Source organism: Thalassospira lucentensis (assembly GCF_050516545.1).
GTDB lineage: Bacteria > Pseudomonadota > Alphaproteobacteria > Rhodospirillales > Thalassospiraceae > Thalassospira > Thalassospira lucentensis_C.
The window spans coordinates 2,775,617-2,800,295 of record NZ_CP191544.1 but is presented as its reverse complement, the minus strand read 5'-3'; the positions used below and the strand labels follow the sequence as shown (position 1 = coordinate 2,800,295).

General features: G+C 52.4%; 22 protein-coding genes. 10 read left to right on the top strand and 12 right to left on the bottom strand.

Translation table 11 applies throughout. From position 1 onward, the window contains the following. Positions 1 to 37: 37 nt before the first annotated feature. The gene (locus tag ACQ0MK_RS12965; protein WP_430472967.1) at positions 38 to 1,486 is read right to left on the bottom strand and encodes a deoxyguanosinetriphosphate triphosphohydrolase; all 1,449 of its coding nucleotides are present in this window, start codon (positions 1,484 to 1,486) and stop codon (positions 38 to 40) included. Between the two features lie 131 nt (positions 1,487 to 1,617). Next, positions 1,618 to 2,037 carry a DUF4870 family protein gene (locus ACQ0MK_RS12960; RefSeq protein ID WP_430472966.1) on the bottom strand — a complete coding sequence of 140 codons (420 nt, stop codon included), beginning with the start codon at positions 2,035 to 2,037 and terminating at the stop codon, positions 1,618 to 1,620. A gap of 229 nt (positions 2,038 to 2,266) precedes the next feature. Here ACQ0MK_RS12960 and gor point away from each other — a divergent pair, with 229 nt between their 5' ends. Next, positions 2,267 to 3,628: a glutathione-disulfide reductase gene (gene gor, locus ACQ0MK_RS12955; RefSeq protein WP_430472965.1), complete on the top strand. Its 1,362-nt coding sequence runs from the start codon at positions 2,267 to 2,269 to the stop codon at positions 3,626 to 3,628. A gap of 746 nt (positions 3,629 to 4,374) precedes the next feature. On the opposite strand, the gene ACQ0MK_RS12950 is transcribed toward gor, so the two are convergent. The 4 genes from ACQ0MK_RS12950 to ACQ0MK_RS12935 form a co-directional block, all read right to left on the bottom strand. After that, positions 4,375 to 5,682, bottom strand: coding sequence for a TRAP transporter large permease (locus ACQ0MK_RS12950; RefSeq protein ID WP_430472964.1), 1,308 nt, complete (start codon positions 5,680 to 5,682; stop codon positions 4,375 to 4,377). Between the two features lie 73 nt (positions 5,683 to 5,755). Then, positions 5,756 to 6,361, bottom strand: coding sequence for a TRAP transporter small permease subunit (locus ACQ0MK_RS12945; protein ID WP_430472963.1), 606 nt, complete (start codon positions 6,359 to 6,361; stop codon positions 5,756 to 5,758). A gap of 156 nt (positions 6,362 to 6,517) precedes the next feature. Next, entirely contained in the window at positions 6,518 to 7,546 is a 1,029-nt protein-coding gene (locus ACQ0MK_RS12940) for a TRAP transporter substrate-binding protein (protein ID WP_430472962.1), read from the bottom strand. After that, on the bottom strand, positions 7,543 to 8,151 hold the full coding sequence (locus ACQ0MK_RS12935) for a gluconokinase (RefSeq protein ID WP_430472961.1): 609 nt from the start codon (positions 8,149 to 8,151) through the stop codon (positions 7,543 to 7,545). The genes ACQ0MK_RS12940 and ACQ0MK_RS12935 overlap by 4 nt, the downstream gene beginning before the upstream one ends. A 164-nt stretch (positions 8,152 to 8,315) precedes the next feature. On the opposite strand from ACQ0MK_RS12935, the gene ACQ0MK_RS12930 reads away from it, so the two are divergent. Continuing rightward, a complete protein-coding gene (locus ACQ0MK_RS12930) occupies positions 8,316 to 9,341 on the top strand; it encodes a LacI family DNA-binding transcriptional regulator (protein ID WP_430472960.1) in 1,026 nt (341 codons plus the stop codon). Positions 9,342 to 9,354: 13 nt separating this feature from the next. On the opposite strand, the gene ACQ0MK_RS12925 is transcribed toward ACQ0MK_RS12930, so the two are convergent. Next, positions 9,355 to 9,927, bottom strand: a complete 573-nt coding sequence (locus ACQ0MK_RS12925; RefSeq protein WP_430472959.1) for an IMPACT family protein — start codon at positions 9,925 to 9,927, stop codon at positions 9,355 to 9,357. Between the two features lie 67 nt (positions 9,928 to 9,994). Further along, a complete protein-coding gene (locus tag ACQ0MK_RS12920) occupies positions 9,995 to 10,738 on the bottom strand; it encodes a sulfite exporter TauE/SafE family protein (protein WP_430472958.1) in 744 nt (247 codons plus the stop codon). 369 nt (positions 10,739 to 11,107) lie between these two features. Here ACQ0MK_RS12920 and ACQ0MK_RS12915 point away from each other — a divergent pair, with 369 nt between their 5' ends. Both ACQ0MK_RS12915 and ACQ0MK_RS12910 read left to right on the top strand, forming a co-directional pair. Then, positions 11,108 to 12,493: a class II 3-deoxy-7-phosphoheptulonate synthase gene (locus tag ACQ0MK_RS12915; RefSeq protein ID WP_430472957.1), complete on the top strand. Its 1,386-nt coding sequence runs from the start codon at positions 11,108 to 11,110 to the stop codon at positions 12,491 to 12,493. A gap of 336 nt (positions 12,494 to 12,829) precedes the next feature. Further along, positions 12,830 to 13,315 carry a hypothetical protein gene (locus ACQ0MK_RS12910; RefSeq protein WP_430472956.1) on the top strand — a complete coding sequence of 162 codons (486 nt, stop codon included), beginning with the start codon at positions 12,830 to 12,832 and terminating at the stop codon, positions 13,313 to 13,315. Between the two features lie 103 nt (positions 13,316 to 13,418). Here the strand turns inward: ACQ0MK_RS12910 and ACQ0MK_RS12905 are convergent, their stop codons facing one another. Genes ACQ0MK_RS12905 through ACQ0MK_RS12895 form a run of 3 tightly spaced genes read right to left on the bottom strand, consistent with a single transcriptional unit; the run spans position 13,419 to position 15,723 of the window. Then, complete coding sequence (locus tag ACQ0MK_RS12905; RefSeq protein ID WP_430472955.1) at positions 13,419 to 13,994, bottom strand: hypothetical protein; 576 nt, start codon at positions 13,992 to 13,994, stop codon at positions 13,419 to 13,421. A 5-nt stretch (positions 13,995 to 13,999) separates the two neighbouring features. Beyond that, on the bottom strand, positions 14,000 to 15,361 hold the full coding sequence (locus ACQ0MK_RS12900) for a M48 family metallopeptidase (RefSeq protein WP_430472954.1): 1,362 nt from the start codon (positions 15,359 to 15,361) through the stop codon (positions 14,000 to 14,002). 17 nt (positions 15,362 to 15,378) lie between these two features. Continuing rightward, the gene (locus tag ACQ0MK_RS12895; RefSeq protein WP_430472953.1) at positions 15,379 to 15,723 is read right to left on the bottom strand and encodes a YbjQ family protein; all 345 of its coding nucleotides are present in this window, start codon (positions 15,721 to 15,723) and stop codon (positions 15,379 to 15,381) included. A gap of 241 nt (positions 15,724 to 15,964) precedes the next feature. On the opposite strand from ACQ0MK_RS12895, the gene ACQ0MK_RS12890 reads away from it, so the two are divergent. The 6 genes from ACQ0MK_RS12890 to ACQ0MK_RS12865 all read left to right on the top strand — a co-directional run bounded on the left by ACQ0MK_RS12890 (position 15,965) and on the right by ACQ0MK_RS12865 (position 23,865). Beyond that, positions 15,965 to 17,641 carry an NAD+ synthase gene (locus ACQ0MK_RS12890; RefSeq protein ID WP_430472952.1) on the top strand — a complete coding sequence of 559 codons (1,677 nt, stop codon included), beginning with the start codon at positions 15,965 to 15,967 and terminating at the stop codon, positions 17,639 to 17,641. Between the two features lie 11 nt (positions 17,642 to 17,652). Beyond that, a complete protein-coding gene (locus tag ACQ0MK_RS12885; RefSeq protein ID WP_430472951.1) occupies positions 17,653 to 19,005 on the top strand; it encodes a glutamate--tRNA ligase in 1,353 nt (450 codons plus the stop codon). 68 nt (positions 19,006 to 19,073) lie between these two features. After that, positions 19,074 to 20,450, top strand: coding sequence for a cysteine--tRNA ligase (gene cysS / locus ACQ0MK_RS12880; protein ID WP_430472950.1), 1,377 nt, complete (start codon positions 19,074 to 19,076; stop codon positions 20,448 to 20,450). Positions 20,451 to 20,633: 183 nt separating this feature from the next. Next, complete coding sequence (locus ACQ0MK_RS12875; protein ID WP_430472949.1) at positions 20,634 to 21,575, top strand: aldo/keto reductase; 942 nt, start codon at positions 20,634 to 20,636, stop codon at positions 21,573 to 21,575. Positions 21,576 to 21,599: 24 nt separating this feature from the next. Then, positions 21,600 to 22,307: a hypothetical protein gene (locus tag ACQ0MK_RS12870; RefSeq protein WP_350042490.1), complete on the top strand. Its 708-nt coding sequence runs from the start codon at positions 21,600 to 21,602 to the stop codon at positions 22,305 to 22,307. Between the two features lie 244 nt (positions 22,308 to 22,551). Next, the gene (locus tag ACQ0MK_RS12865) at positions 22,552 to 23,865 is read left to right on the top strand and encodes an MFS transporter (protein WP_430472948.1); all 1,314 of its coding nucleotides are present in this window, start codon (positions 22,552 to 22,554) and stop codon (positions 23,863 to 23,865) included. 15 nt (positions 23,866 to 23,880) lie between these two features. Here ACQ0MK_RS12865 and ACQ0MK_RS12860 read toward each other — a convergent pair whose 3' ends face one another. After that, on the bottom strand, positions 23,881 to 24,537 hold the full coding sequence (locus tag ACQ0MK_RS12860; RefSeq protein WP_430472947.1) for a LysE family translocator: 657 nt from the start codon (positions 24,535 to 24,537) through the stop codon (positions 23,881 to 23,883). Positions 24,538 to 24,679 lie beyond the last annotated feature (142 nt).

Here is a 24,679-nt window from a genome sequence, read left to right as displayed (position 1 = left end):
TTACGAAAAACCCGGCCAACTGGCCGGGTTTTTTGGTTTAGATCGTAATGCCTTGAAGCTTCCTAAACAGCGTCACCGCATAACGGTCCGTCATGCCCGAAATATAATCCATGACCCGCATCAGGCGGCTATACAGGTCGGGCGCGTCTGAAATTTTGCCCGAAAGAAGCTTATCTATCCGATCTGCCTGTGGCGGCAGGCGCCGGCCGTGATTGATATGTTCGTCAATATCGATTGCCGCCCGGACAAAGCTGTTGAGCAGGCCGTTAACCACCTCGAACCCGGCCATCTCAATCGGCAGGACATGGGGGGCATTATAAATCTTTTGAACGGCGAGTTTTTTGCACGCCTTGGCATCGAGGCCAAGCGGGGTATTGGCCAGCAAGTCGCCTTGGATGGTGCCGGTCAAAAGGGCGTCTTCATTTTCAATGAATGCATCAACTGCAGCCTTGACCAGATTGCCAATTGCCTTGCCACGCAGGAACCCGATTCGGTCATTTTCGGATTTCTCGGCGTACCAGCCCTCGGCGCGTAAATCGTTCCAGCGTTGATCCGCATCGCCGTCATATTTATCAGGGTTCCGGGCAATCGGGGCCAGCGCGCGTTCGACTTCTTCAAACGTCACACAGCCCAGTTCCCAGCCATCTTCAAGATCGACCACGGAATAGCAAATATCATCTGCTGCCTCGACCAGATAAACCAGCGGATGGCGGCGCCATGCCCCGTCAAATCCTTCAAGCGGGGATAGGCCACAGGCCTTTGCAATCGCATAGGCAATATCGCGTTCGGCCTGATAATATCCGGGTTTTTTAAGGCCGGTATATGCGCCGCGTTTACTATCAGGGACCGATGTGCTGCGGGGATATTTAATGAAGCTTCCAAGCGTGCCGTAAGTCAGGTTCAACCCACCGTCAAACCGCTTCATTTCAAGCTGGCTTATGATCCGCAACCCTTGGGCGTTGCCTTCAAAATGGCGCAGGTCTTCAAGTTCCGGCCCCGAAAGGCGCGATGTCAGCTCATCTTTGGCAAGCTTCGATGTCGTAAACCATTCATTGATCGCATCTTCGCCGGAATGACCAAAGGGCGGGTTACCAATATCATGCGCAAGGCATGCCGCCTGAACCATATATCCAATATCAGCGACCGTTGTTTCAGACCCTTTTGGCAGGTTCTTGACGATATGCGCACCTGCCATCAGGCCAAGCGACTGCCCAACCGATCCGACTTCAATCGTGTGGGTCAGGCGGGTATGGACGTGATCGTTTTCCGATAGCGGATGAACTTGGGTTTTGTTTTGAAGGCGCCGGAAGGAAGATGAAAAAATCACCCGGTCCACATCGATTTGGAACGGGCTTCTGCCATCTGGCGTTGGATAGGGCGCACCTTCGGGCAGCCGGATTTTGCCGCCTTTAAATTCAAGCCGATGAGATGAAAGAAGATCTTCCCAGCGCATTTTTTCGCCGGGGGCTTGCGACGCCAATGTCATGGCGGTGCGACTCCCTGTCCGTGTCATTTGTTTTACGTGCTGATGACTTTAACGGTCCGGGGAGTCCGGTGCAATCGGACAAAACAGCGTCCAGCCGATTGCACCGCTAAATTTAGTTGATTTTATAGGGCTTAGCCAAAGAACCAGCTTTGCGGATTATCAATCGGGCGGCCATTAACGGCGCATAAAAGACCAATCACATTGCGTCCGATGAACCACGCAGTGGTGTAAAGCCCCATCAGGCCGACAATCGCCCAGCCCAAAAGCGGCACCCAGCCGATCATGAACGTAAAGAACCCGAAAATGATCGCATACAGGATGCTGATCCAAAAAGTTCGGATAACGAAAACGTAATGGCTGTTGGTCCAGTGATTGTCTTCTTCACGCGCAATATAAGACACAATCAGCGCAATAAGCCCGGTGGCAAAGGCCGTAAACAGGGTCGCGATCATAAGGCCATAGCACACAAGCGCTGTGTTGCCGCCGCGTTCATCTGCATGATGCGGTGCCGGGTCAAAAGACGCGTCCTGACCGTGAATATGGTCGTTCATAAACATGATCCTATCAAAGTTATCGCAATCCCCATCGCGTCTGACCCATCATATAGCGCGAAAGTTTAAAAATGCTATCTCTGGTTGGTCAAGTTGGCGCCCAGGTGTGATCTTCACGCCTGATCACATGAATTTTACGCTCAAGTTGCTTGGTTTTGCCTCGACTCTTGAAAATATCGCCCTACATTTGGCGCCATATCGTCAATTGACCGAAAATAAGGATTTCCGCATGTCGGATTATGATTTTGATTTATTTGTTATTGGTGCTGGTTCGGGTGGTGTGCGTGCGGCCCGTGTGGCTTCGGGATACGGTGCAAAGGTCGCCATTGCTGAAGAAAGCCGGGTTGGCGGCACCTGCGTTATTCGCGGTTGCGTGCCGAAAAAACTTCTGGTCTATGGCGCACATTTTGCCGAAGATTTCGAAGACGCATCTGCCTATGGCTGGACCCTTCCGGGCGAACCAAGCTTTAGCTGGAAAACCCTGATTGCCAATAAAGACAAAGAAATTGAACGCCTTAATGGCATTTACAAAAAACTTCTGGCCGGATCAAATATTGAGCTGTTTGAAAATCGCGCGGTCCTAAAAGACGCCCATACCATCGCGGTGGGGGATAAAACGGTAACGGCGGATCGTATCTTGATCGCTGTTGGTGGCACGCCGACCCTGCCTGATATTCCGGGCATCGAACATGCGATTTCATCGAACGAAGCATTCCACCTTGAAGACTTGCCAGAACGGATTGCCGTTGTTGGTGGTGGCTATATCGCGGTTGAGTTCGCCGGGATTTTTGCCGGCCTTGGATCAAACGTGACGGAGTTCTATCGCGGGGAGCAAATCCTGCGCGGTTTTGATGATGATATCCGCAATCATCTTGCCGAAGAAATCGTCAAAAAGGGCATTGATCTTAAACTGCATACCAATGTCACAGCGATTGCAAAGAACGATGATGGCACCTTGTCCCTGACCCTGACGGGCGGCGGCCATCAAACCGTTGATGCCATCATGTTTGCCACCGGTCGGCAGCCTAAAACCCATGGAATGGGCCTGGAACAGGTTGGGGTGGAACTTAAAAATAACAGTGCCATCATCACCAATGCCGCACTTCAAACCAGTGTGCCCAATATCTATGCCGTTGGCGATGTGCGCGATCATGTTCAACTAACCCCGGTCGCGATCAAAGAAGGCATGGCCTTCGCCGATAGCGTCTTTGGCGGCAAGCCATGGTCAATGTCCTATCAGGCCATCCCAACCGCAGTCTTTAGCCAGCCACCAGTTGGCACCGTCGGCCTGTCCGAAGAAGAAGCCCGTGCCAAAGGCGGTGAAGTGGTGATTTACAAATCCACCTTCAAACCGATGCGCCATACCCTTTCGGGCCGCGATGAAAAAACGCTGATGAAACTGATCGTCGATAAAACCACCGATGTGGTCCTTGGCGCCCATATGGTTGGCCCGGATGCCGCCGAAATCATTCAGGGCATTGGCATTGCAGTCCGCATGGGTGCAACCAAAGCCCAGTTTGATCAAACCGTGGCAGTCCATCCGTCAGCCGCCGAAGAATTCGTCACCATGCGGTTCCCGGTTGGGGGGTGAAAATAGATTTCTTGATTTGAGGAAGGTGGCTTCTGAAGTAATCACCTTCCTCGAGAATGAAACTGTCCCATTTTGCCTTTTCCGACTAAAGAAAATTAAGAGCTGGGGTCGTTTCGAACTTTTGCAGAAAAGTCGCGCAGACGCTGAAGTTCAGTAAGGATTCTATCCATAGTTTCCCATAATGCTTCGCCGTCGTTTTTTTGCTGTATGATTTCGTGGTAGGCGTTCATGCCCACATTGATCGTACGCCTAGTCGGTCGGACTGTAGGTGTTCTCATTGAGGCGAGTGCAAGCTGTACTATTTCGACAGCGACACCAAGCTGTTCAGCTATGTCTTGCTCACTCTCCCCGTCCCGCCTCAGGCGTCGCGCCGTTGTAATCTCGTCTTCGTTTAGCCCGACTTCAGGGCGAAGGGCTTGAGTAAGAGGAGCAGGGCCGAACTTCCCCCCTGGCGGTTGGCTTGTAACCATGGCTCAAATTTTCCGTCAAAGTTGTGATATGGCGTGAATAATACAAATTTTATATGAAAATATCACCTAAAAGTTGAAAATTATTCAGGAATAAACTTGCTAGTGGGGCTTTGTTTTTAGTCGGCAGTTCCTTTGTCACAGGAATGATTGCTCTTGCCGCAGACCGCTGGCAATCGACGGATTTCAAGGTGATAATCAAAACCTCCGACGTTTCACGACGAAGGGGAAGCCGTTGCCAGCTTCCCCTTATCATGCAAAACACCACTATTCTGGGGCTTATCCCCCTGCAAGGCCGGGGAAGATGATCAGAAGGGCGACGGCCAAAATTTGCAAGCAGATGAAGGGCAGCAACGCCTTGAAGATATCTCCCAATGATATGTCGGGAGGGGCCACAGATTTTAAATAGAAGGCCGCAGGTCCAAACGGTGGGGACAGGAAGCTTACCTGCATATTCATGGCAAACAGAACGCCAAACCAGACCGGGTCCAAGCCAAGGTCTTTCACGATCGGGACAAAGATTGGCATGGTCAGAAGGGCAATGCCGACCCAGTCAAGGAACATGCCAAGGATAAACAGGATCAGCATCATGAACAGGATGATGGTGGTTGGATCATCCGAAATACCCGTGATCAGGGCGGATACAAATTTGATCCCGCCCATCAGGTTGAACACGCCAACAAGGGCTGATGCGCCAATCCCGATCCAGACAATCATGCCGCAGGTCGAAAGTGTTTGAAGCGCAGCACTTTTAAGCATCGCGAGCGAAAATTCACGCCGCACAATGGTCGATGCGATAACCCCGGCAACACCAACCGCCGATGCCTCGGTGACTGACGCGATCCCACCATAGATCGAGCCAAGAACACAGAACACGACCAGCATCGGCAAGAACAGGCCCTTAAGCAGACGCAGTTTTTCTGCGCGCGGGATATGCTCGGTACGGGGCGGTGGGGCAATGTTTTTGCCGGTATAAGAACGGAACAGGATATAGGCGACATAAAAGCCCGCCAGCATGAAGCCCGGAAGAAAGGCCGAGGTAAACAGATCGCCAATCGATACGTTTGCCGTCAGACCATAAATGATCAGGACAATAGATGGCGGTACCATGGTGCCAAGCGACCCACCGGCACAGACCACACCGATGGCCAAATTCTTATCGTACCCCTGACGCAACATCTGGGGCAGGGCCAGCATGCCAAGCAACACAATCTCGCCGCCGATAATGCCGCTCATGGCAGCAAGGATGACAGCAACAAAGATCGTCTGAACCGCAACGCCGCCCTTAAGCCGACCGCCAAACAGGCGCATGGCATCAAACAGATCGCGGGCAATTCCCGATCGATCCAGAATGGCCGCCATCATGACGAACATCGGGACGGAAACAAAAACAAAGGACGAAACAAATGAAAAAACCCGACTGGTGATCAATGGCACGGCCATCGGGCCAAACCAGCCAAGGGTGAAAATAAGCGCGATCAGCAGGGTTACGAACGCAAGCGGCATGCCTGTCAGAAGAAAACCAAGCAGCAGGACGAACATGGCAAGTGTGCCGTATTCAATGCCTAGGGACTGTAATTCAAACATTTAATCTATCCTGTCGCGCCGATCAGATGGGTGACCGTGCAATGACTGTGGGGGTATCAACTTGAAACGGGGGTCATTCTTTCCCGGTCGTGGGCATGACAGGCGCTTTGCGGGCATACTTGATGGCCTGTATCAGAAACTGCACCACCAACAGGATCAGGATCACGAGTAGAAAGAGCTTCAGGATACCCGGATAGGGTGCGTTAAACGCACTGCCTGTTGTTTCAAAGTGAATGTCACCGGTCGGCGTGAGTGTTGCGCGTTTGACCATAAGCCACGCCGCCCAGGCAAAGAAACCCGATGCAGTCATGCAGACAATCGAAATGCCGACATCAAGGGCTTTGCGGATTTTCGGCCCTACAATGTCGTAGAAAATAACAACCCGGATATGTTTGTCGCGCGCGGCACAATAAAGCCCGCCAAACACAAAGCCGACGGCAGACAGGAAGGTCGTGGTTTCATGGACCCAAAGAGTGGGGCTGTTGAAAACATGACGCATGAAAATTTCAAAAATCAGAATACCCATGGCAAATATAAAGCCAAAGGCAAAAACCGGACTTACCTTATCCACGGCACGGCCCATTAGGCCGGAAACTGCCGGGACCTGTTCTGGAAGTGCATCAGGGACGATGCTTGCGGGGAGATCACTTTGGTTCGGGTCTACAGGGCTGATAGCCATATTCAGCATTCCTTGCGATGCGGGGAATACAATCCGGCAACAGGGAGGACCTCGTCACCCGGTATCGTCTCTTATGCCGGGTGCGGCCGGATTGTATTCAAGTCGTTACCGGCGGACATGATCCAGCCGCCGGTAAACCATCGTGCGATCAAAAGATCAGATCAAGCCCTGTGCGGTCAGGTATTTGACCAAGGTGTCATAAACGCGCTGTGCGTCTTCTGAACGTGCCGCCACTTTTTCCCACTGGCTGGTGGCAATCTGACGGAATTTGGCACGCTCTTCGGCGGACCAGTTATGGATGGTGACACCACCGTCTTTACGGGCGGCAGCAACAGCTTCCATGTCTTTCATCGCAAGACGTGCATCCATGTCATGGGCCAGATCACGGACCGACATTTCCAGAATGGTCTGGATGTCTGCGGGCATGGAATCCCATTTGGTCTTGTTGATCGAAACTTCTAGCATTGGCATGGAATGGAAGCCCGGATAGACCGGATGTTTGGCAATGTCATGCAGGCCCATTGCCTGGTTGGTCGAGAACACGGTCGCATCGGCCGCATCGATCACTTTTTTATCAAGCGAGGTAAAGACTTCGGACTGCGGGATATTCACAGGGGCTGCACCCGCTGCGGCAAATACCTGCTGTACCATGCCTTCTGGCGCGCGCATTTTAAGACCTTTAAGATCGGCAACACCATCAAGCGGTACGGACGATACAAAGGCTTCGAGGCCCGGGGTAACGGCACCGATGAACTGCAAACCACGTGGGTTCAAAAGGCTGTTCATCAGTTCTTTGCCACCGCCATATTCAACGAAACGCAGCATTTCAGATGGTGCGGACCATGCACCGACCGGGTTTGCGATCAGGCCGAAGGCCGGATCTTTACCGGTGAAATAGCTGGTGTCGGTGATGTGGCCGTCAAGAATGCCCGCAGCGATGGCATCTTGTGTTTCGGCATGTTCAACGATCGAATTGACCGGAAGAATTTCAACTTCAACACGGCCGCCGGTCATCACGCCAACGCGTTTTGCCCAGTCCTGCTCCAATTCAAAGTTTGGAACGCCAGCAGAGTCACTCGACTGCATTTTAAGGGTGAATTCCTGCGCATTGGCCGAAAACGGCGCAACTGCGATCAGGCTGGCAATAAAGGTTGCTCCTGCGAGCGATTTAAGGGTCTTGGTCATTTGTCTTCTCCCTGGAATGCCGGTTGTCCGGCGGTCTTATCTTTAGTGATGGAAGATACGTGGTTTCCCTTGGCTGCCAAGCGGGCGGCAACCGTGGACGCCACGACGTCGATTGGGGCGTCAATCGAGACAGACACGCAGTTCTCGTCCGGCCCCGGCGGTTCGAGGTCTGCAAGTTGGCTGTCAAGCAGTGTGGAGGGCATGAAATGCCCGACCCGGTTTTCAAGCCGTGTCAGAATCACTTCACGTGTGCCATCCAGATATACAAAAGTCACCGGATCGAGTTTCCGGCTTAAAAAATCGCGATAGCTGCGCTTAAGGGCAGAACAGGCAATAAAAACAGTATCTGCACCTTGACCATTGTGGCCATTGGCACGTGATGCGGCTTTTTGATGTGCGGCATCGGCAACGGCATCAAGCCAGGGCCAGCGCATGTCATCATTTAGCGGCTGGCCGCGGCGCATGTGTTCGACATTTTGAATGGGATGGTGATCGTCGGCGTCAAGCCAAAGCGCGTTTGTGGCGTCTGCAACACTGCGAACGATTTCGGTCTTTCCCGAACCCGAGACGCCCATAACCACGACATATCCGACCTGCCGGCTCATAAAGATATTTCCACCCGTCTGTTTTTTTCAGGGCTGCTTTACGCTTTATTTCGCCCTGTTATTGTCGATGTTAGCGCTAACATAATGTTAGCGCTAACATCGAGTCAACAGCCTAATTCACAAGGGACTTGTCCATAAGGAGAAGACGTAATAAATGTAAAGGCATGAGGAAACGCAAAGGGGCCGGGCGGCCGACCATTTCTGACGTTGCCGACAAGGCAGGAGTCAGTACCATTACGGTTTCACGTGCGTTGCGCGATCCGTCCAAGGTGTCTGATCACCTGCGCCGAAAAATCAACAATGCCGTGCGCAAACTTAATTATGTGCCGCATTCCCATGCAAGCGCACTGGCTTCAACGCGCTCCAACATTGTTGGTGTGATTGTGCCGTCGCTAACCAACAACGTGTTTGCCGACACGTTGCGCGCCATCTATGACGATTTCGATCAGGGGTTGTTTCAGGTCCAGTTGGGCAATTCGCGCTATGTCGCGGATGAAGAAGAACGTCTGGTGCGTTCCTTCCTTGGTCAGGGCCCGTCGGCAATGATTGTTGCCGGAACAGATCAGACCGATGCCACCCGCGAATTGCTTGAAAATGCGGAATGCCCGGTCGTGCAGATCATGGATATTGGCGATGATCCGATTGATATGATGGTCGGGTTTTCTCATTACGATGGTGGGCGTGCCGCAGGGCATCACTTGGTGCAAAAGGGCTATAAACGCATCGGGTTTCTTGGCGCGCGAATGGATCCGCGATCCCATCGCCGTCTTGAAGGCTTCAAAGAGGCAATGCGATCTGGCGGTCGCTATGACCCGGATTTGATCATGACAACCACCATTTCTTCTAGCGTGTCACTTGGCGCGGAACTGATCGGGCAATTGCGCAAACGCCGCCCTGATCTGGATGCCGTATTCTGCAACAATGATGACATGGCGCTTGGTGCCTTGTTCGGCTGTCAAAAGGCCGGGCTTTCTATCCCGGAAGATATGGGCATTGTCGGGTTTAACGATCTTGAGATGATGGCAGCAGCTTATCCGTCGCTGACCTCTATCCGGACTGATCGCTATGCGATTGGCAAACGCGCAGTTGAAATGATCCGTGCTGTGCTGGATGGCGAAATCCTTGATGACAAAATTGTCGATCTTGGCTTTGAGCTTCAGCAACGTGAAAGCACAACCCGCGCTCGCTAGGTCTTGGTCCGAACTAATCGGTTTCTGGAACTGGAAAACGTTCGGAAAGATCGGTCAAAATGTCGCGTGGTCCGGCAATTTTGATGCGTGTACCCGCGGTATCAAATTGTCGATCAAGGACATCAATTCCGTCCTGACCACAGGCCTGCTCAAGCGTTCCGGCATCGGAAAAGCTTGCAAATAATTCAGCTTCGCCTTGCGGGATATAATCAATGATTTCCGCAAGATTGCAGACGGCATTGGCCGCCCCACTATAGGCCCGTACCAACCCGCCGGTTCCCAGTTTTGTACCGCCGAAATACCGCGTCACAATCACCGCGACATTGATAAGATCACGACCCTGAAGAACTTTCAGGCACGGGACGCCTGATGTTCCCGATGGTTCGCCGTCATCCTTGCCATGTTCGATCAACTGGTCCTGATCATTGAGGTAACGATAGGCGGTGACGTGATGATTGGCCTTGGGATGAAGGACGCGCAGTTCGCTAACCCGCTGTGCCAGATCGTCGTGAAAAACGAGCTCGGCCAGAAATCGCGATTTCTTTTCTTCGGTTTCGGCACATACGGGGCGGGCGATGGTTTTCATGATTGGGTGATAGCAAAGCTTTGATTGCAACGCTAGTCAGTCACTGTTGGTTTACGTGGGTGTGTGCTTAAAGGGCTGCGAATTTTACCACAAGGATCACGCCAAAAATAATCAGCATGATCAGGACCACCTTGCGGAAGGTTTCGGCATCCATGCGGTTGCGGATATTGCTGCCAAGCTTGGTGCCCAGATAAACCGGGACCAGTCCGGCAAGTGATATCCAGACAGTTTCCCATGTCATCAATCCCATGCGCGTCAGGCCAAAGGCCATAACGATGCTTGAAAGACTAAACGAGATATTGATCGCCTGAATGAACCGTTTGGGATCAAGCCGCATGGACAACAAGAACGGCAGAACCGGCATGACTTGCGATCCGGTGATGCCATTGATCAGACCGGTGGCAAAGCCTGAAACCGGGGCGATGCGCCGGGCGATCTTGTCCGAAATTGGCTTGCCATGGCGAAACAGCGTGATCGCGCCGTAATTCATCAAAACCAGACCCAGAACCGCACCGGCCAGAAGGCTGTCGACCATTTTAAGAACGGCAAGGCCGATCAGAAGGCCGGGAATGGTTGCTACAAACATCGGCCAGAACCGGTTGACGGTTTCGCGGAAATGCCCGGCCTGCACCATGATAATCGAATTACTCACAAGTGACGGAATGATCACAAGCGGCATGCCTTCCTTTAATCCCAATCCAAGGGCAAGGATCGGCAAGGCCGATGTGGAAAATCCCAAGCCGGTTGCACCTTTGACAAAAGCGGCAACGAAATAGGCGCAGGCAATGATGGCAAGGGTTTCAATCGACATCGGGGTTCCGGGGCGGTGATGGTGGGCGGGCGCAGTGTGCCTGCAAACAATCGATTGCGCAAATGGTCTGATGATTGTGCGGTCCCGGATTCGCACGTACTTATTTAGTATGAGGATTTAACGATCCCGGCACGGAAAGACGTAAAGGGGGCGCTTGGGGTTGAATTTTGCGTGTAATTTTGGGTGTTTGGCAAAAATTTGCGGGTTTTTCTTATCCATAAGTCGAGAAGGGGTGGAAATGCGTTTGTAAAACCCGTATCAAGTTTGGCCCGGTTAAAAGACGGGACGTGCGGCGGGAGTCCGCTGTAGAACTGGATTTGTGTTATAATGGCGGCATGATGATCAACATGCCGGATTGAGAGGAAGCAAATGAGCAAGAGCTGGAGCACTGATAGTTGGCGCAAACTGCCTGTAAAGCAGATGCCGACTTATCCGGATGCACAGGCCTTAAAGGCCGTAGAGCAAGAGCTCGGCAGCTATCCTCCTTTGGTGTTTGCTGGCGAGGCGCGTGCGCTTAAAGAAAAACTTGGTGCTGTTGCAGATGGCAAAGCCTTCCTGTTGCAGGGGGGCGATTGCGCCGAGAGCTTTAAAGAATTTCATCCCAACAACATCCGCGACACCTTTAAGGTGATGTTGCAGATGGCTGTTGTTTTGACCTATGGCGCAGCATGCCCGGTGGTCAAAGTCGGTCGTATGGCCGGTCAGTTTGCCAAACCACGTTCATCTGATACCGAAACCATTGGCGGTGTCGAACTGCCAAGCTATCGCGGTGATAACATCAACGGGATCGAGTTTACCTCGGAAGCCCGTATTCCGGATCCGCAGCGCCAGATCCGTGCCTATAACCAGTCGGCATCGACGCTGAACCTTCTGCGTGCCTTTGCCCAAGGTGGTTTTGCTGATCTGAGCAAAATCCATCGCTGGAACCTGTCATTTGTCGATGGTAGCCCGGCCGGTGAGCGTTACAGCAAAATGACGACCCAGATTGATGAAGCGGTTGCCTTCATGCAGGCCTGTGGCATCACTGCTGAAACCGCACCACAAATGCGCGAGACCGATTTCTATACTTCGCACGAGGCGCTTTTGCTTGGATACGAGCAGGCCCTGACCCGTCAGGACAGCTTGACCGGCGAATGGTATGACTGTTCGGCGCATATGCTTTGGATTGGCGATCGTACCCGTAATCTCGATGGTGCCCATGTTGAATTCATGCGCGGGGTTAAAAACCCGATTGGCATGAAATGTGGCCCGACCATGGATGAAGACGATCTGATCCGTCTGATCGATGCGCTCAACCCGGCCAACGAAGCAGGTCGTTTGACCCTGATTGCCCGTATGGGGGCAGACAAGGTCATGGATCATCTTCCGCGTCTGGTGCGTCGCGTCAAAGAAGAAGGCCGCAAGGTGGTCTGGTCTTGTGATCCGATGCATGGCAACACGATCAAGGCAACCAACGGGTATAAAACCCGACCGTTTGATGCGATCCTGTCGGAAGTCAAAACCTTCTTTGATGTCCATAAGGCCGAAGGTACCCATGCCGGTGGCGTCCATTTCGAGATGACCGGTACGGATGTGACCGAATGCATCGGCGGGGCACGTGAAGTGACCGAAGATGCGCTGTCGGATCGTTATCATACCCATTGCGACCCGCGCCTGAATGGCGGGCAGGCACTTGAGCTTGCCTTCCTGATGGCGGAAATGATCAAAAAAGAACGCGACAGCGTTCGGGCAGAGCAAATGGCTGCTTCTGCGTGATTGTTTTCGCGATGGCGAAGAATTGATACCAAGGCGTCCGGTTCATTCCGGGCGCCTTTGTTCTTCTTGGCGCAACCAGAAACGGGACTGTTTTCGAAAAAATATCGATTAGATCACGCGAGCATTGATTGCATGATCTGGCATGGTGCGGAGATGGTTTTAAACATGGCCAATGGTAGTATTTGACCGTCATTGGAGGTGTTCGGGCATGCTTTCCCGTACATTCAAGGTCGCTTGATGTAAAAAACCTCTACCAAAGGGGACAAAATATTCTTAAGTATAAATAATTGCAGAGCATTCCCGCGTAAGCATGAAGGATATGAGGTCGCACGACGAATGGTGGACGAAGCAGATTTCTCTGAATGGCAAAAGAAGGTAGAGGGAACCAATATTTCCTCGACCACGCTATTGGCGACGGATTATCTGAACCATTTCAATGAGATCGTCATGCTTCTCGAGATGGTGCCCGACATGCCCGACATGATCGAGGATTGTAAGGAATGGGCCCCGAAAACCTATCAGGACCATTTCCGCGACAGTGCGTTTTCGGACAAAGAACTGGCGATTGAGGCGTATGAACATGTTCCACCCCGATTCCGTCAGCCGTTTGAGGAAACGATAAACCACCTCAATACCATTGTTGCTCACGCAAATACGCAGCTTGAAGCCGTCATTGCCGAAGGGAATGAGGAACTGCTGCGTGAAACGGCGCATGCCATCACGGTGTCGCTGCAAAAGTTCATGGATGTGGCCAGCGGGATTATTCACGGTTCAGCCAAAACCATGAGCCAGGAAGAAATTGATGCGGCACTTGCGCTGTAATTCGGATTTATTTCCAAAATCACATGCCCTGAACAAATCAAAGCCGGGACCATAATTGTAGCCCCGGCTTATCTGTTTTACGGATTGGCGGATGATTTCCGCACTAGTGCGTCAAATCGGCCAGCTCTTCATCCAGACGATTGATTTCCGATTGTATCAGCGGCAAAACATCTGCACGCGCCGTTGAAACGATTTCTTGCATCTTTTTCATGGCATTGCGGGCATATCCGTTGGCGTTTTGCTGCATGAACAAAATGGTCATCTGTGACTGGATGTCACCATAGAAACGGCGCACACCGGTGATGATCTTTGGATTGACTTCAAAGGTGCGCTGGGAATAACGCATGGTTTCCCAAACCATATCGTCGAGTTTATGGGCTTCACGTGGGGCGAGAACGTTGGCATGCCAAGTCATTGGCGCCTCGGGATAGGCGGCAATCCATGCATCAACTTTGTCGAGATTGTCGCTAAATTCAGCTTCGAGGGATCGTTCCAGATTATTGACGTCTGACATACTTTGATAGCGGTCAAAATCAACGGCGATCTGAAAACCGGCGAAGCTCGCAAGATAGACACCCAAAACAGTCGATGCCAAAATCATGCACTGGGTAAACCAAAATTCGGTATTTGGACGGTCGCTTACGCTCAGAAACCGGAAGGGAAGAAAAAATCCACGCATGGGTGTCAGTCTTTCGGAGTTGTGAGGCTAAAATTGCGGGCTTCCTCAGGCGCGCTTGCCGGGATTTCACCGGTACGTACAAGGAAGTCTTCAAAGGCAGCTTGCAGGTTGACAGGTTCCCCCACCGGAAGGTTTTGGGCATTGGCCATGTTATAAAGCCGTTTAACCCGGTCTTCGGGATGGGGATGGGTTGCCAGATAATCCATCACGCTGTGTCCGCCCTGCATCTGGTGGAACTTTTCAAAGGTCGTTGCGACTTCACCGACATGACCATATTTCGCCATCAGGATCTTGAGACTCCATTCATCGGCATCGAGTTCCTGACTGCGTGAATAATCAAGGTCTGACAGCAATTTAGGCCAACCGGCAATCCACGTGGTCAAAACCGCATCGGATTGAAACATCATGGCGGATAAGGCAACGCCGACAACTTCTCGACCCAAGCCTTCGAGGTGATCACGCCCGTTATAGTGGCCGATTTCATGACCAAGAATCGAAAGCAGTTCATTTTCACTTTCGACCAAGTCAATCATGCCCGAATGAACAAGCATCAATCCCCCCGGAAGGGCGGCGGCGTTTGGTGTCGGGTCGGGAACAATGACAATGTCAAAGTCATAAGCCGCTGCGGGTCCAAGCGCCTCTTTGGGGACGGAATTGACCAGATCGACCAGATAATTCTCGGCCAAGCTGCGATCATTCGCTGTGCGATGACCATTGATCAACTCGGGTTCAAGTTGTGACCAGATAGCGACTTCGTCTTCGACAGAGATTGCATGGCTTGCCCATTCGACCAGAAGGCCGCTCGTTGCATAGACAGCCCAACAAATCAGAAGGAATGCAGTGCTGGCGGACAAAAACTCGGCCAAAAGGTTTCGATGGCTGATATTGACCCCGTCATCGGGCAGTGCTGATGGAAAGCCACCCTTTGGCCGGTGGTCCGTATAAAGGGCAGTGCCAGACACGATCATTTCGATCATGCCTCGGCCAATCTGGGCGGAATCAAAGCGAATGCCGATTATGTGGCTGGCACCTTTGGCGTTGGTACGAAGGCGTAGCATGACTTCGCGTTTTGCGCGGGTGATGGATGCTTCATGCGCACCAAGACGTCCGCCGACGAAAATCCGCAGGCGTGCAAGAAGGTTGCGAAAACGATCTTCGGCAATGACGACCTTTCCGGTGACCAAAGCAGTATCATGAAGGATGATGTCATCGGGAATAGTGCTTCCTGAATCAAGAACCTGCCGGGGGAGAAACGACTCATCTCGTTTGAGTGCGCGTTCATGGACCCCATCGGCCACACGGCCGGTGAGATAGGCAATTCCAATCAGGATGGTCAGCAAAATCCCCGGAAGAATGATTTCTTCCATTTGGGAGAACCTAACCGTTAGTTCAGACGAACAGCAGTGCCATACGCAAAGATTTCGGCCGCCTTATAGGCAACCTGCGAAGTGGCAAAATGCACATCAACAACGGCATCTGCATCGAGTTTCTTTGCCTGTTCGAGCATACGGCTCGTGGCTTCGCTTTGGGCGTCTTCCAAAAGACGGGTATATGACCGCACTTCGCCACCGAACAGATTTTTAAAGGCGGCGAAAATATCAAACAGGAAATTGCGGCTTCGGACCGAACTACCAAAAACAATGCCAAGATTTTCGGAGGCTTCGCGCCCAGGGATATAGGAGATGGTAACGGCAGGCATTGTTGCCGTTGTATTTTTGGTGGTGCTCATGAGATTGCTCGTGCCTAAAGTTTTTGATTTTTTGTGTGTTGCATTTTACAGCGCGGGCAATAGAGCGATGTTTGAACGATTTTGCAAGTGATTATCAATTAGAAATTTCTGAACCAAAGTGCTTAAATACAGTGACTTACCGCGATTTTGAACGAAAATTAGTCGGCATTGCAAGTTTGGAACAGGCGATATTCGTTATTCGGCAATTGACACCGCGCGGGGGGGCTCCTATTCCAACATCATGACAAAAATGCTTGCCATTGCGATTGCCCAACTTAACCCGATTGTCGGCGATGTAACCGGGAACCGGGACAAGGTTGTGGCTGCCTGGGAATCTGCGGCTGATCGGGCTGCGGATATCGTATTGTATTCTGAACTGGTTCTGTCTGGCTATCCGCCAGAAGACCTTGTGATGAAGCCTGCCTTCATGCGCCATCTGCATGAAGCGGTTGCTGTGATTTGCGAACATACCGCCAAACGCGATAATGGTCCGGCTTTGCTGTTGACCACGCCGTGGGAAATTGATGGCATTCGCCACAATGCGGTTCTGTTGATTGAACAGGGCAAAATCGTATCTGTTCGTGCCAAGCAGGATTTGCCAAATTACGGCGTGTTTGATGAAAAGCGCGTTTTTGCTGCCGGTCCGATGCCCGACCCGATTTCATTTAAAGGGGTCAAGATTGGCGTTCCGATTTGTGAAGATGTCTGGACACCGAACGTGGTAGCCCATCTTGCCAATGCCGGGACCGAGATTTTCCTTGTCCCCAACGGATCACCGTTTGAGGCCGACAAGGGTGTTCTGCGCCGCAAGCTGATCGAAGATCGTGTGCGCGAGTCCAAAATACCGATGGTGTATTGCAACGAAGTTGGCGGTCAGGACGAGCTTGTCTTTGATGGCGGGTCGTTTGGCCTGAATGGCGATGGATCGCTTGCCGTGGCCTTGCCGGCCTTTGCCGAAGACGTGGTTGTGACCAACTGGGTTCAGGGTGATGCAGGTAAGTGGATGTGTGCATCGGACGCGCCGAAGATCGATTATCCGTCCGGGCTTGATGCGATCTATCAAACGCTTGTTCTGGGTTTGCGCGACTATGTGAACAAAAACGGTTTCCCCGGTGTTGTCATTGGCATGTCGGGCGGGATCGATAGTGCACTGTCGGCGGCGGTTGCCGTTGATGCGCTGGGATCGGATCGTGTGCGTCTGGTGATGATGCCATCGCCATATACCTCGGCCGAAAGCCTTGAGGATGCGCAGATTTGTGCTGATATGCTTGAAACCGGTATTGAAAGCATCAATATCGGCCCGGCCATGGCGGCATTTGATCAGATGCTTGCCCCGGCCTTTGCCGGTCGTGATGCCGATATAGCTGAAGAAAACATTCAGGCCCGTTCGCGCGGGATTATCCTGATGGGGCTTTCAAACAAGTTTGGCCACATGGTCCTGACCACCGGCAATAAATCGGAAATGTCGGTTGGCTATGCGACGCTGTATGGCGATATGTGCGGTGGCTATTCGGTTCTGAAAGACCTTTACAAGACGACTGTGTTCAACCTGTGCCATTGGCGCAATGAACATAAACCTGCCGGTGCCATGGGGCCCGATGGTATGGTGATCCCGGAACGTATTATCACCAAGCCACCCTCGGCTGAATTGCGCCCGGATCAGAAAGACGAAGATAGCCTGCCGCCTTATGACGTTCTTGATGATATTCTTCATCAGATGATTGAAGGCGAGCGGTCTGTTCGCGACATCGTGGATAGCGGTCATGATGAGGCCACGGTTCGCCGGGTCTGGCGTTTGCTGGACCGGGCAGAATATAAACGCCGTCAGGCGCCTCCCGGGGTTAAGATTACCCCGCGTGCCTTTGGCCGTGACCGTCGCTATCCGATTACCAATGGCTTCACGAATTTAGTGACCTGAAAAATATAGATATGACAAAACCTGTTCTTCGATTTGCGCCCAGCCCGACCGGGCTTCTTCACGTTGGTAACGCCCGTGTGGCCCTGATGAACTGGCTGTATGCCCGTAAATCGGGTGGCGAGTTTATCTTGCGCTTTGACGATACCGATCCGGTACGCTCCAAAGACGAATATGTTGATGCCATTCGCGAAGACCTTGAATGGCTTGGCATTGATTGGGATCGCGAAGAACGTCAGTCGCTGCGTCAGGAAAAATATGATGCGGCGATTGCGGGTCTGAAAAAGCGTGAATTGCTGTATCCATGCTATGAAACCGAAGGTGAATTGAACTGGAAACGCAAGGCGGCCCGCCAGCGTCACCAGCCTTTCATCTATGACCGTAAGGCCTTGACCCTTTCAGATGATGAAATCGCCGCCCTTGAGGCCGAAGGCCGCAAGCCGCATTGGCGTTTCCTTCTCACCGATGGCCTGGTTGAATGGGATGACCTTTCGCGCGGTGTATGCTCGTTCGATACCGAACATGTGTCTGATCCGGTTTTGATCCGTGAAGATGGATCACTGCTTTATATGCTGGGCTCGGTTGTTGATGATCTTGAAATGGGTGTGACCCATATCATCCGCGGCGAAGATCATGTCACCAACACGGTTTCGCAGATCCTTTTGTATCTTGCGCTTGGCGGGAAACCCGGTGCGCTTGAATTTGCCCATATGCCGCTTTTGGCGGGTCCGGGTGGATCGCAGCTTTCCAAACGTCTGGGCAGTCTTTCTTTGCGTGAATTGCGCAATGACGGGTTCGAAGTCGAAGCACTGGTTGGTCTTCTGACCGGTCTTGGCGCGTCCGATAAAATCGAACCGGCCAGCCTTTCGGATGTTTTGGCGAAGTTTGATCTGGATCATTATGGCCGTTCGACGCCGAAATTCGATCCGGCCGAACTTGCCAGCCTGAATGAAAAAGTCGTTCATGAAATGTCGTTCGAAGCTGCCCAGCCCAAGCTGATTGCAGCAGGCATGGCAGATGCGGATGAGATGTTCTGGAACGCGGTACGCGGCAATTGCTGGCGCGCATCCGAGGCACTGGAATGGTGGGATGTTATCCATCAGGCCGTGAACCCGGAAATTGACGACGAAGATGCCGAATTCCTGAAACAGGCTGCTGAATTGTTGCCAGAAGGTGATTTGGACGGAACCAGTTGGAAATCCTGGACCGGGGCGGTTAAGGACGCGACCGGTCGCAAAGGCAAGCAGCTTTTCATGCCGCTTCGCAAGGCGTTGACGGCGCGTGAACATGGCCCGGAAATGTCGACCATGCTGGTTCTGATTGGTGGGGATAAGGCCCGTAATCGGCTGTGTGGGAAGGCGGTCTAAGCATATCTGTTTTGATCGCCGAAAAATGCCTGCATCAATCCCATATCACAGCCAAACGGACAGTTATAATGAACAAGACCCTTCGTATATTTGACACGCTCACCCGCGAAAAGCAGGTGTTTGAGCCGATCAATTTTGATGACGTCCGCCTCTATGTCTGCGGGCCGACGGTCTATGACTATGCCCATGTTGGCAATGCACGTCCTGTTGTCGTGTTTGATACGCTGGTCCGCGTTCTGCGCCATATCTATCCAAATGTGACCTATGTGCGCAACGTCACGGATGTTGATGACAAGATCAATGCCCGCGCCAAGGAAAGCGGCGAGCCGATTTCCGAAATCACCAAACGCACCCATCAGGCTTATCTTGATGACATGGGGGCGTTGAACGCGATTAAACCGGATATCGAACCGCGTGCGACCGACCATATTCCTGAAATGATCGCCATGTGCGAAAGCCTGATCGAACAGGGTTTTGCCTATGCCGCCGAAGGCCACGTTTTGTTTGCCGTCGAAAAATTCGATGAATACGGCAAATTGTCGCGCCGTGATCGCAAGGAAATGATTGCCGGTGCGCGGGTTGAAGTGGCCCCGTATAAAAAAGACCCGGCGGACTTCGTTCTGTGGAAACCGGCCGAAGATGACATGCCCGGTTGGGACAGTCCGTGGGGCCGTGGTCGTCCGGGTTGGCATATTGAATGCTCGGCCATGTCGACGCGTTATCTGGGCGAGAATTTTGACATTCATGGTGGCGGTTCGGATTTGGTGTTCCCGCACCATGAAAATGAACTGGCGCAAAGCTGCTGTGCCAATCAGGGGTCAAGTTATGCCAAATACTGGATGCATAACGGTCATCTGATGGTTGAAGGCGAAAAAATGTCCAAGTCCTTGGGCAATTTCGTCACCGTGCATGCCTTGCTGGAAAACTGGTCGGGCGAGGCGATCCGTCTTGCGATGCTGGGCACCCATTATCATCAGCCGATCAACTGGACGGAAGATAACCTGCGTCAGGCTAAAGAGTCGCTTGACCGGTTTTATACCGCCCTTCGTCAAAGTGCCGATGTGACCCCGGAAAACGTTCCGGCGCCGCGGGCGGTTCTTGAAGCATTGTGTGATGACCTTAATACGCCATTGGCGATTGCGGAATTCCACAATCTGGTGACGCGCCTGAACAAGTCTGAAAAGAAATACGAGCGTGCCGAAGCCAAGGGCGAAATTCTCGCTGCGGCCAAGCTGCTTGGCATTCTTGAAGCCGATCCGGAAGCATGGTTCACCGGCAGTGCCGATGAAGATGAAGCCGCCGAGATCGATGATTTGATCATGCAGCGTGCCGATGCCAAAAAGAACAAGGATTTCGCAACGGCGGACAAAATCCGCAATGATCTTTTGGCCCGTGGCATCCTGCTTGAAGACTTCAAAGAAGGTACGAGCTGGAAGCGCGTTTAAGCATCCGCTTTGCATTTGAATTTAAAAGGGCTGCAAGTGTTTTGCTTGCGGCCCTTTTTGTGTCTATGTCTCGTGATTTCATCCAAGATACACCAAAGGTTGCGCATGGGCAGATTTCTGCCCAATTCTTAATGGACTATCGATGACCATTGGCAAGACACAACAACCAGAGTGCTCTCGATCATGTCTGACATTGACCGGCGAAAATTTTTGCAAACCATGGCGGCACTTGGCGCATTGGCAAGTTTTGGTTTGGGGCGGGCTGTATCGGCACAAGCCAAGTCGCCGGGGGATTTCCCCGATATTCTGCGCAAACCGATCCCATCGACGGGAGAAGAAATTCCGGCCATCGGGCTTGGCAGTTGGATCACGTTTAATGTCGGCAACGATCTGGTGTTAAGGGATCAATGTGCCGATGTGATTTCGGCGTTTTTTGCGGCTGGCGGGCGGATGATTGATAGCTCCCCGATGTATGGTTCGGCGCAAGAAGTCATTGGCTATTGTCTTGATAAGCTTGGCGCCCGTAATCAGGTGTTTTCAACCGACAAGGTTTGGACATCCGGTGACGGGATGGCGCAGATTGATCAGACACTTGCGCGGTGGCATACGAAAAAGTTTGATTTGTTGCAGGTCCATAATCTTTTGGGGATTACGGATAACTTGCGGCTGTTGTTCCGTCTGAAAGACGAGGGTTTGCTGCGCTATGTCGGGGTGACCACATCGCACGGGCGACGCACCGATGATTTGATTGCGGTGATGAAAAACGAACGGCTTGATTTTGTTCAGGTCACTTACAATCCGATTGATCGTAAGGTCGAAGAATATCTGTTGCCGATGGCCTATGATCGCGGCATTGCCGTGATTGTGAACCGACCATTTCGCGGGGGCAGTCTGACCGAACGGTTGGAAGGCGAACCATTGCCAGAATTTGCTTCTGATTTGGAAGTGGAAAGCTGGGCGCAGCTTATTTTGAAATATCTGATTGCCCATCCATCGGTGACCTGTCCCATCCCGGCAACAACCAATCCCGGTCATGCGGCCGAAAACATGCGCGCGGCAACCGGATTACTGCCCGATGATAAAATGCGTGAACAGATTGCCGCCGTGATTGGCGTTCTGGTTTAGGCGAAGCGATATGGGAAATCAGGCATGAGTGAATGGTGGGATTACGGGCTGGCAGATTTACTGCTGTTCTCGCCACGGGTTTATTACCGGCTGTTTGAAACGCTTAACACCACATGGTGGCTGGTGGTGGCCAGTGCCTTTGTTGCCGGGCTGATTGCCTTTGGTCTGGCTTTGCGCCACGGGCATCGCGGCAACCGGGTGATTTTGGTGTTGCTGTCCCTGATCTGGGGGTGGGTGAGTTACGGTTTTCTGTGGCAATATTATATGCCGATCAATTGGGCGGTGCCCTATTTCCTGCCGGGGTTTGTTGCCGAAAGTGTCTTGCTTGCTGTGTTTGCCGCACGCCCCTTGCCACTTCGGTTTGGCTGGCGGGGGGATCTTTCATCCTATGTCGGTGTGGGATTAATGGTCTGCGCCTTTGTCCTCTATCCGTTCGCCGGATTGATTGAAGGCCGCAGTTTGATCCAGGCCGAATTGTTTGGCAGTGCAGCCGATCCGACAGCCCTTGGTACATTGGGCTTTGTTTTGATGGCGCGGGGTACTTGGCGTTGGTTGCTGTTACCCGTCCCTTTGATCTGGTGCGTTCTTAGCAGTGCGACCTTGTGGGTGATGGATCAGAATATCGCATTGGTGCCGTTGATTGCGGTTTGGGTAACGGTATTTTGCGGGTGGCTTGATCTTAAGAACGGCGTTACGACGCGGAAGCTTACCGAAGCTGAATTGGCGGATTAAGCGAATTGCCAAGGTTCAGGTACATTGCGCGAAATTTCCCTGTTATTTGGCATCCAAAACCCCACCTATGGTCTGGGCGCGCCTTCTTAAGGGCAGCGGAATTTCTGCTTTTGTCTAAAAAGTAGTGGAAACCCATCTGAATCAATGGTTTCGTGAATTTGCCAGCATATGTTTTCATCCGGCTTGATCACTGTGCAGCAAGTGAATTCATATCGTAGTGCTGTCGTGCATGAAAGGGCGGTCGATGATTAAGGTCTTGTCCAGTGTCTGGGCGCTTTTGCTGGGCATCGTCCTGATCATGCTGGGCAATGGCATGCACTTTACCCTGATCGGTTTGCGCGGCGGGATCGAAGGATTTTCACCGACTGCATTGGCAATCGTAACATCGGGTTATTTCGTTGGTTTTCTATCTGGCGCACGTTTGACACCGGTCATGATCCGGCGCGTTGGCCATGTGCGCGTTTTCGCAGCCCTTGGCAGCTTTACCTCGGCAGGGTTGATAGCTCTTCCCCTTGTTGCGGAGCCGTGGGCGTGGACAATTCTACGTGTCCTTCTGGGCTTTTGTATGTCGGGTATTTATGTCACCGCGGAAAGTTGGTTGAACGATGCCTCGACGAATGAAACGCGTGGGAAGGTCCTGTCGGCCTATATGATTGCGCAGACGCTTGGCATTATCGGTGCGCAGGGGCTTCTGACCTTTGGCGATGCCGCGACTTCGGGATTGTTTATCGTTGCGTCCATTTTGGTGTCGATTTCTTTTGCGCCGATCCTGCTTTCGGCGACTTCGGTTCCGATGACCGAAACGGCCCGCCCGATGCCGCTCAAGGAATTGTTCAGCGGATCCCCTTTAAGTACCGTGGGTATCTTCCTGTTGGGCTGCGTCTATGCGACCCAAACGGGTATGGCCGCTGTTTTTGGCACCCAGATTGAAATGACAACCGGACAAATCGCGACCTTTGTCGCCATGCTGTTTGGCGGAGCTTTGATTTTCCAATACCCGATTGGTTGGTTGTCTGATCGTATGGACCGTCGCAAGCTCATCTTTGGGGCGGCGATGGTGGCGATGGGGGCCTGCACGCTTGGCTGGGTTGCGGGAGACAATTTGCTATTCCTGATGTGTGCAGCATTTGTGGCAGGTGGTATGACGACGCCGCTATACGCCTTGTTTCTGGCTTACACCAACGACTTTTTGTCACTTGAAGATATGCCTGCCGCATCGGGCGGACTGGTCTTAACCTTTGGTATCGGGGCCATTTTGGGGCCGCTGTTGGCTGGCTGGTCGATGGAACAACTGGGCCCACAGTCTTTCTGGCTTGTGCTTGCCTGGACATTTGCGGTGATTGCCGTTTATGCACTTTATCGCATGACATGCCGCGAACCACTACCGGTCGAAGAAACCGAAAGCTATCTTGGTGTCTTGCCAACCGCATCGCCCATGGCAGTTGAAACTGCCGGTGTTTGGGCTGCTGAACAGGCCGAAGCAGCAGCTGAAGAAGAAGCTGTCGAAGCAGCGGAAACTGAAGCCAAAGCAGATTTCGAAGATGAAACCAAGTCATGAGCGGATATTGCCAGCCTAACGGTTAAACAGCAACCTGATCCCGATGACGGTAAAGAACACACCAAGCACACCATTGATCCAACCTGCCGCCCGGCGATAAATCGAAATGGCCGGGGCGGTGGAAAAAGCTGTGGCATAAAGCAGATGAATGGACGTTGAAATTATTCCGCAACCAATCACAATCGCAGCCCCGACCCAAAGTGGTGCACCATCGCTAAACCCGATTGAAATGATCGCAATCCAGGTCAGGATGGCTTTTGGGTTTGTCAGATGGAGCGCAAGGCCGCGTAGGTAATAACCGGGGCCGGTGATTTGGCGGGCGTTTTCGGCGATAGCAGTGCTGTTGACTGCCGGGGCCTTGCGAAAGGCAGTACGAAACGCCCGATATGCCATCCATAATAAATATAGCCCGCCAAAAATCCGAATGGCGGTCATGGCATCGGCATAGGTGGCAAGAACGGCCGACAGTCCGGTCAGGGTTAAAAGACCGATGGAAAAAGATCCTGTGCCGATCCCCAAGGCAAAGCTTTGTCCGGCCAGTCGTCCGCGATCAAGTGATACGCCCATCAACCCCAAAAGAGCCGGTCCGGGGCTGATCAACCCGACAAGCAGGGCGGCATAGGACAGTAGAATTCCGGGTAGGTATTGTGTGAATTCGGCAAAGGGGATCATGGGGCGTTCCTGTCAGAGTTTGGTCGCGGTCAAAGACTATGCCGGTCACGCCCAGCTGTCGAGCAGGCAAAAAAGAACCCCTGCCAAAGGCAGGGGCAAGGGAGCTTGCTAAGTTTCGGTGTGGAACGAAGGGAAAAACACT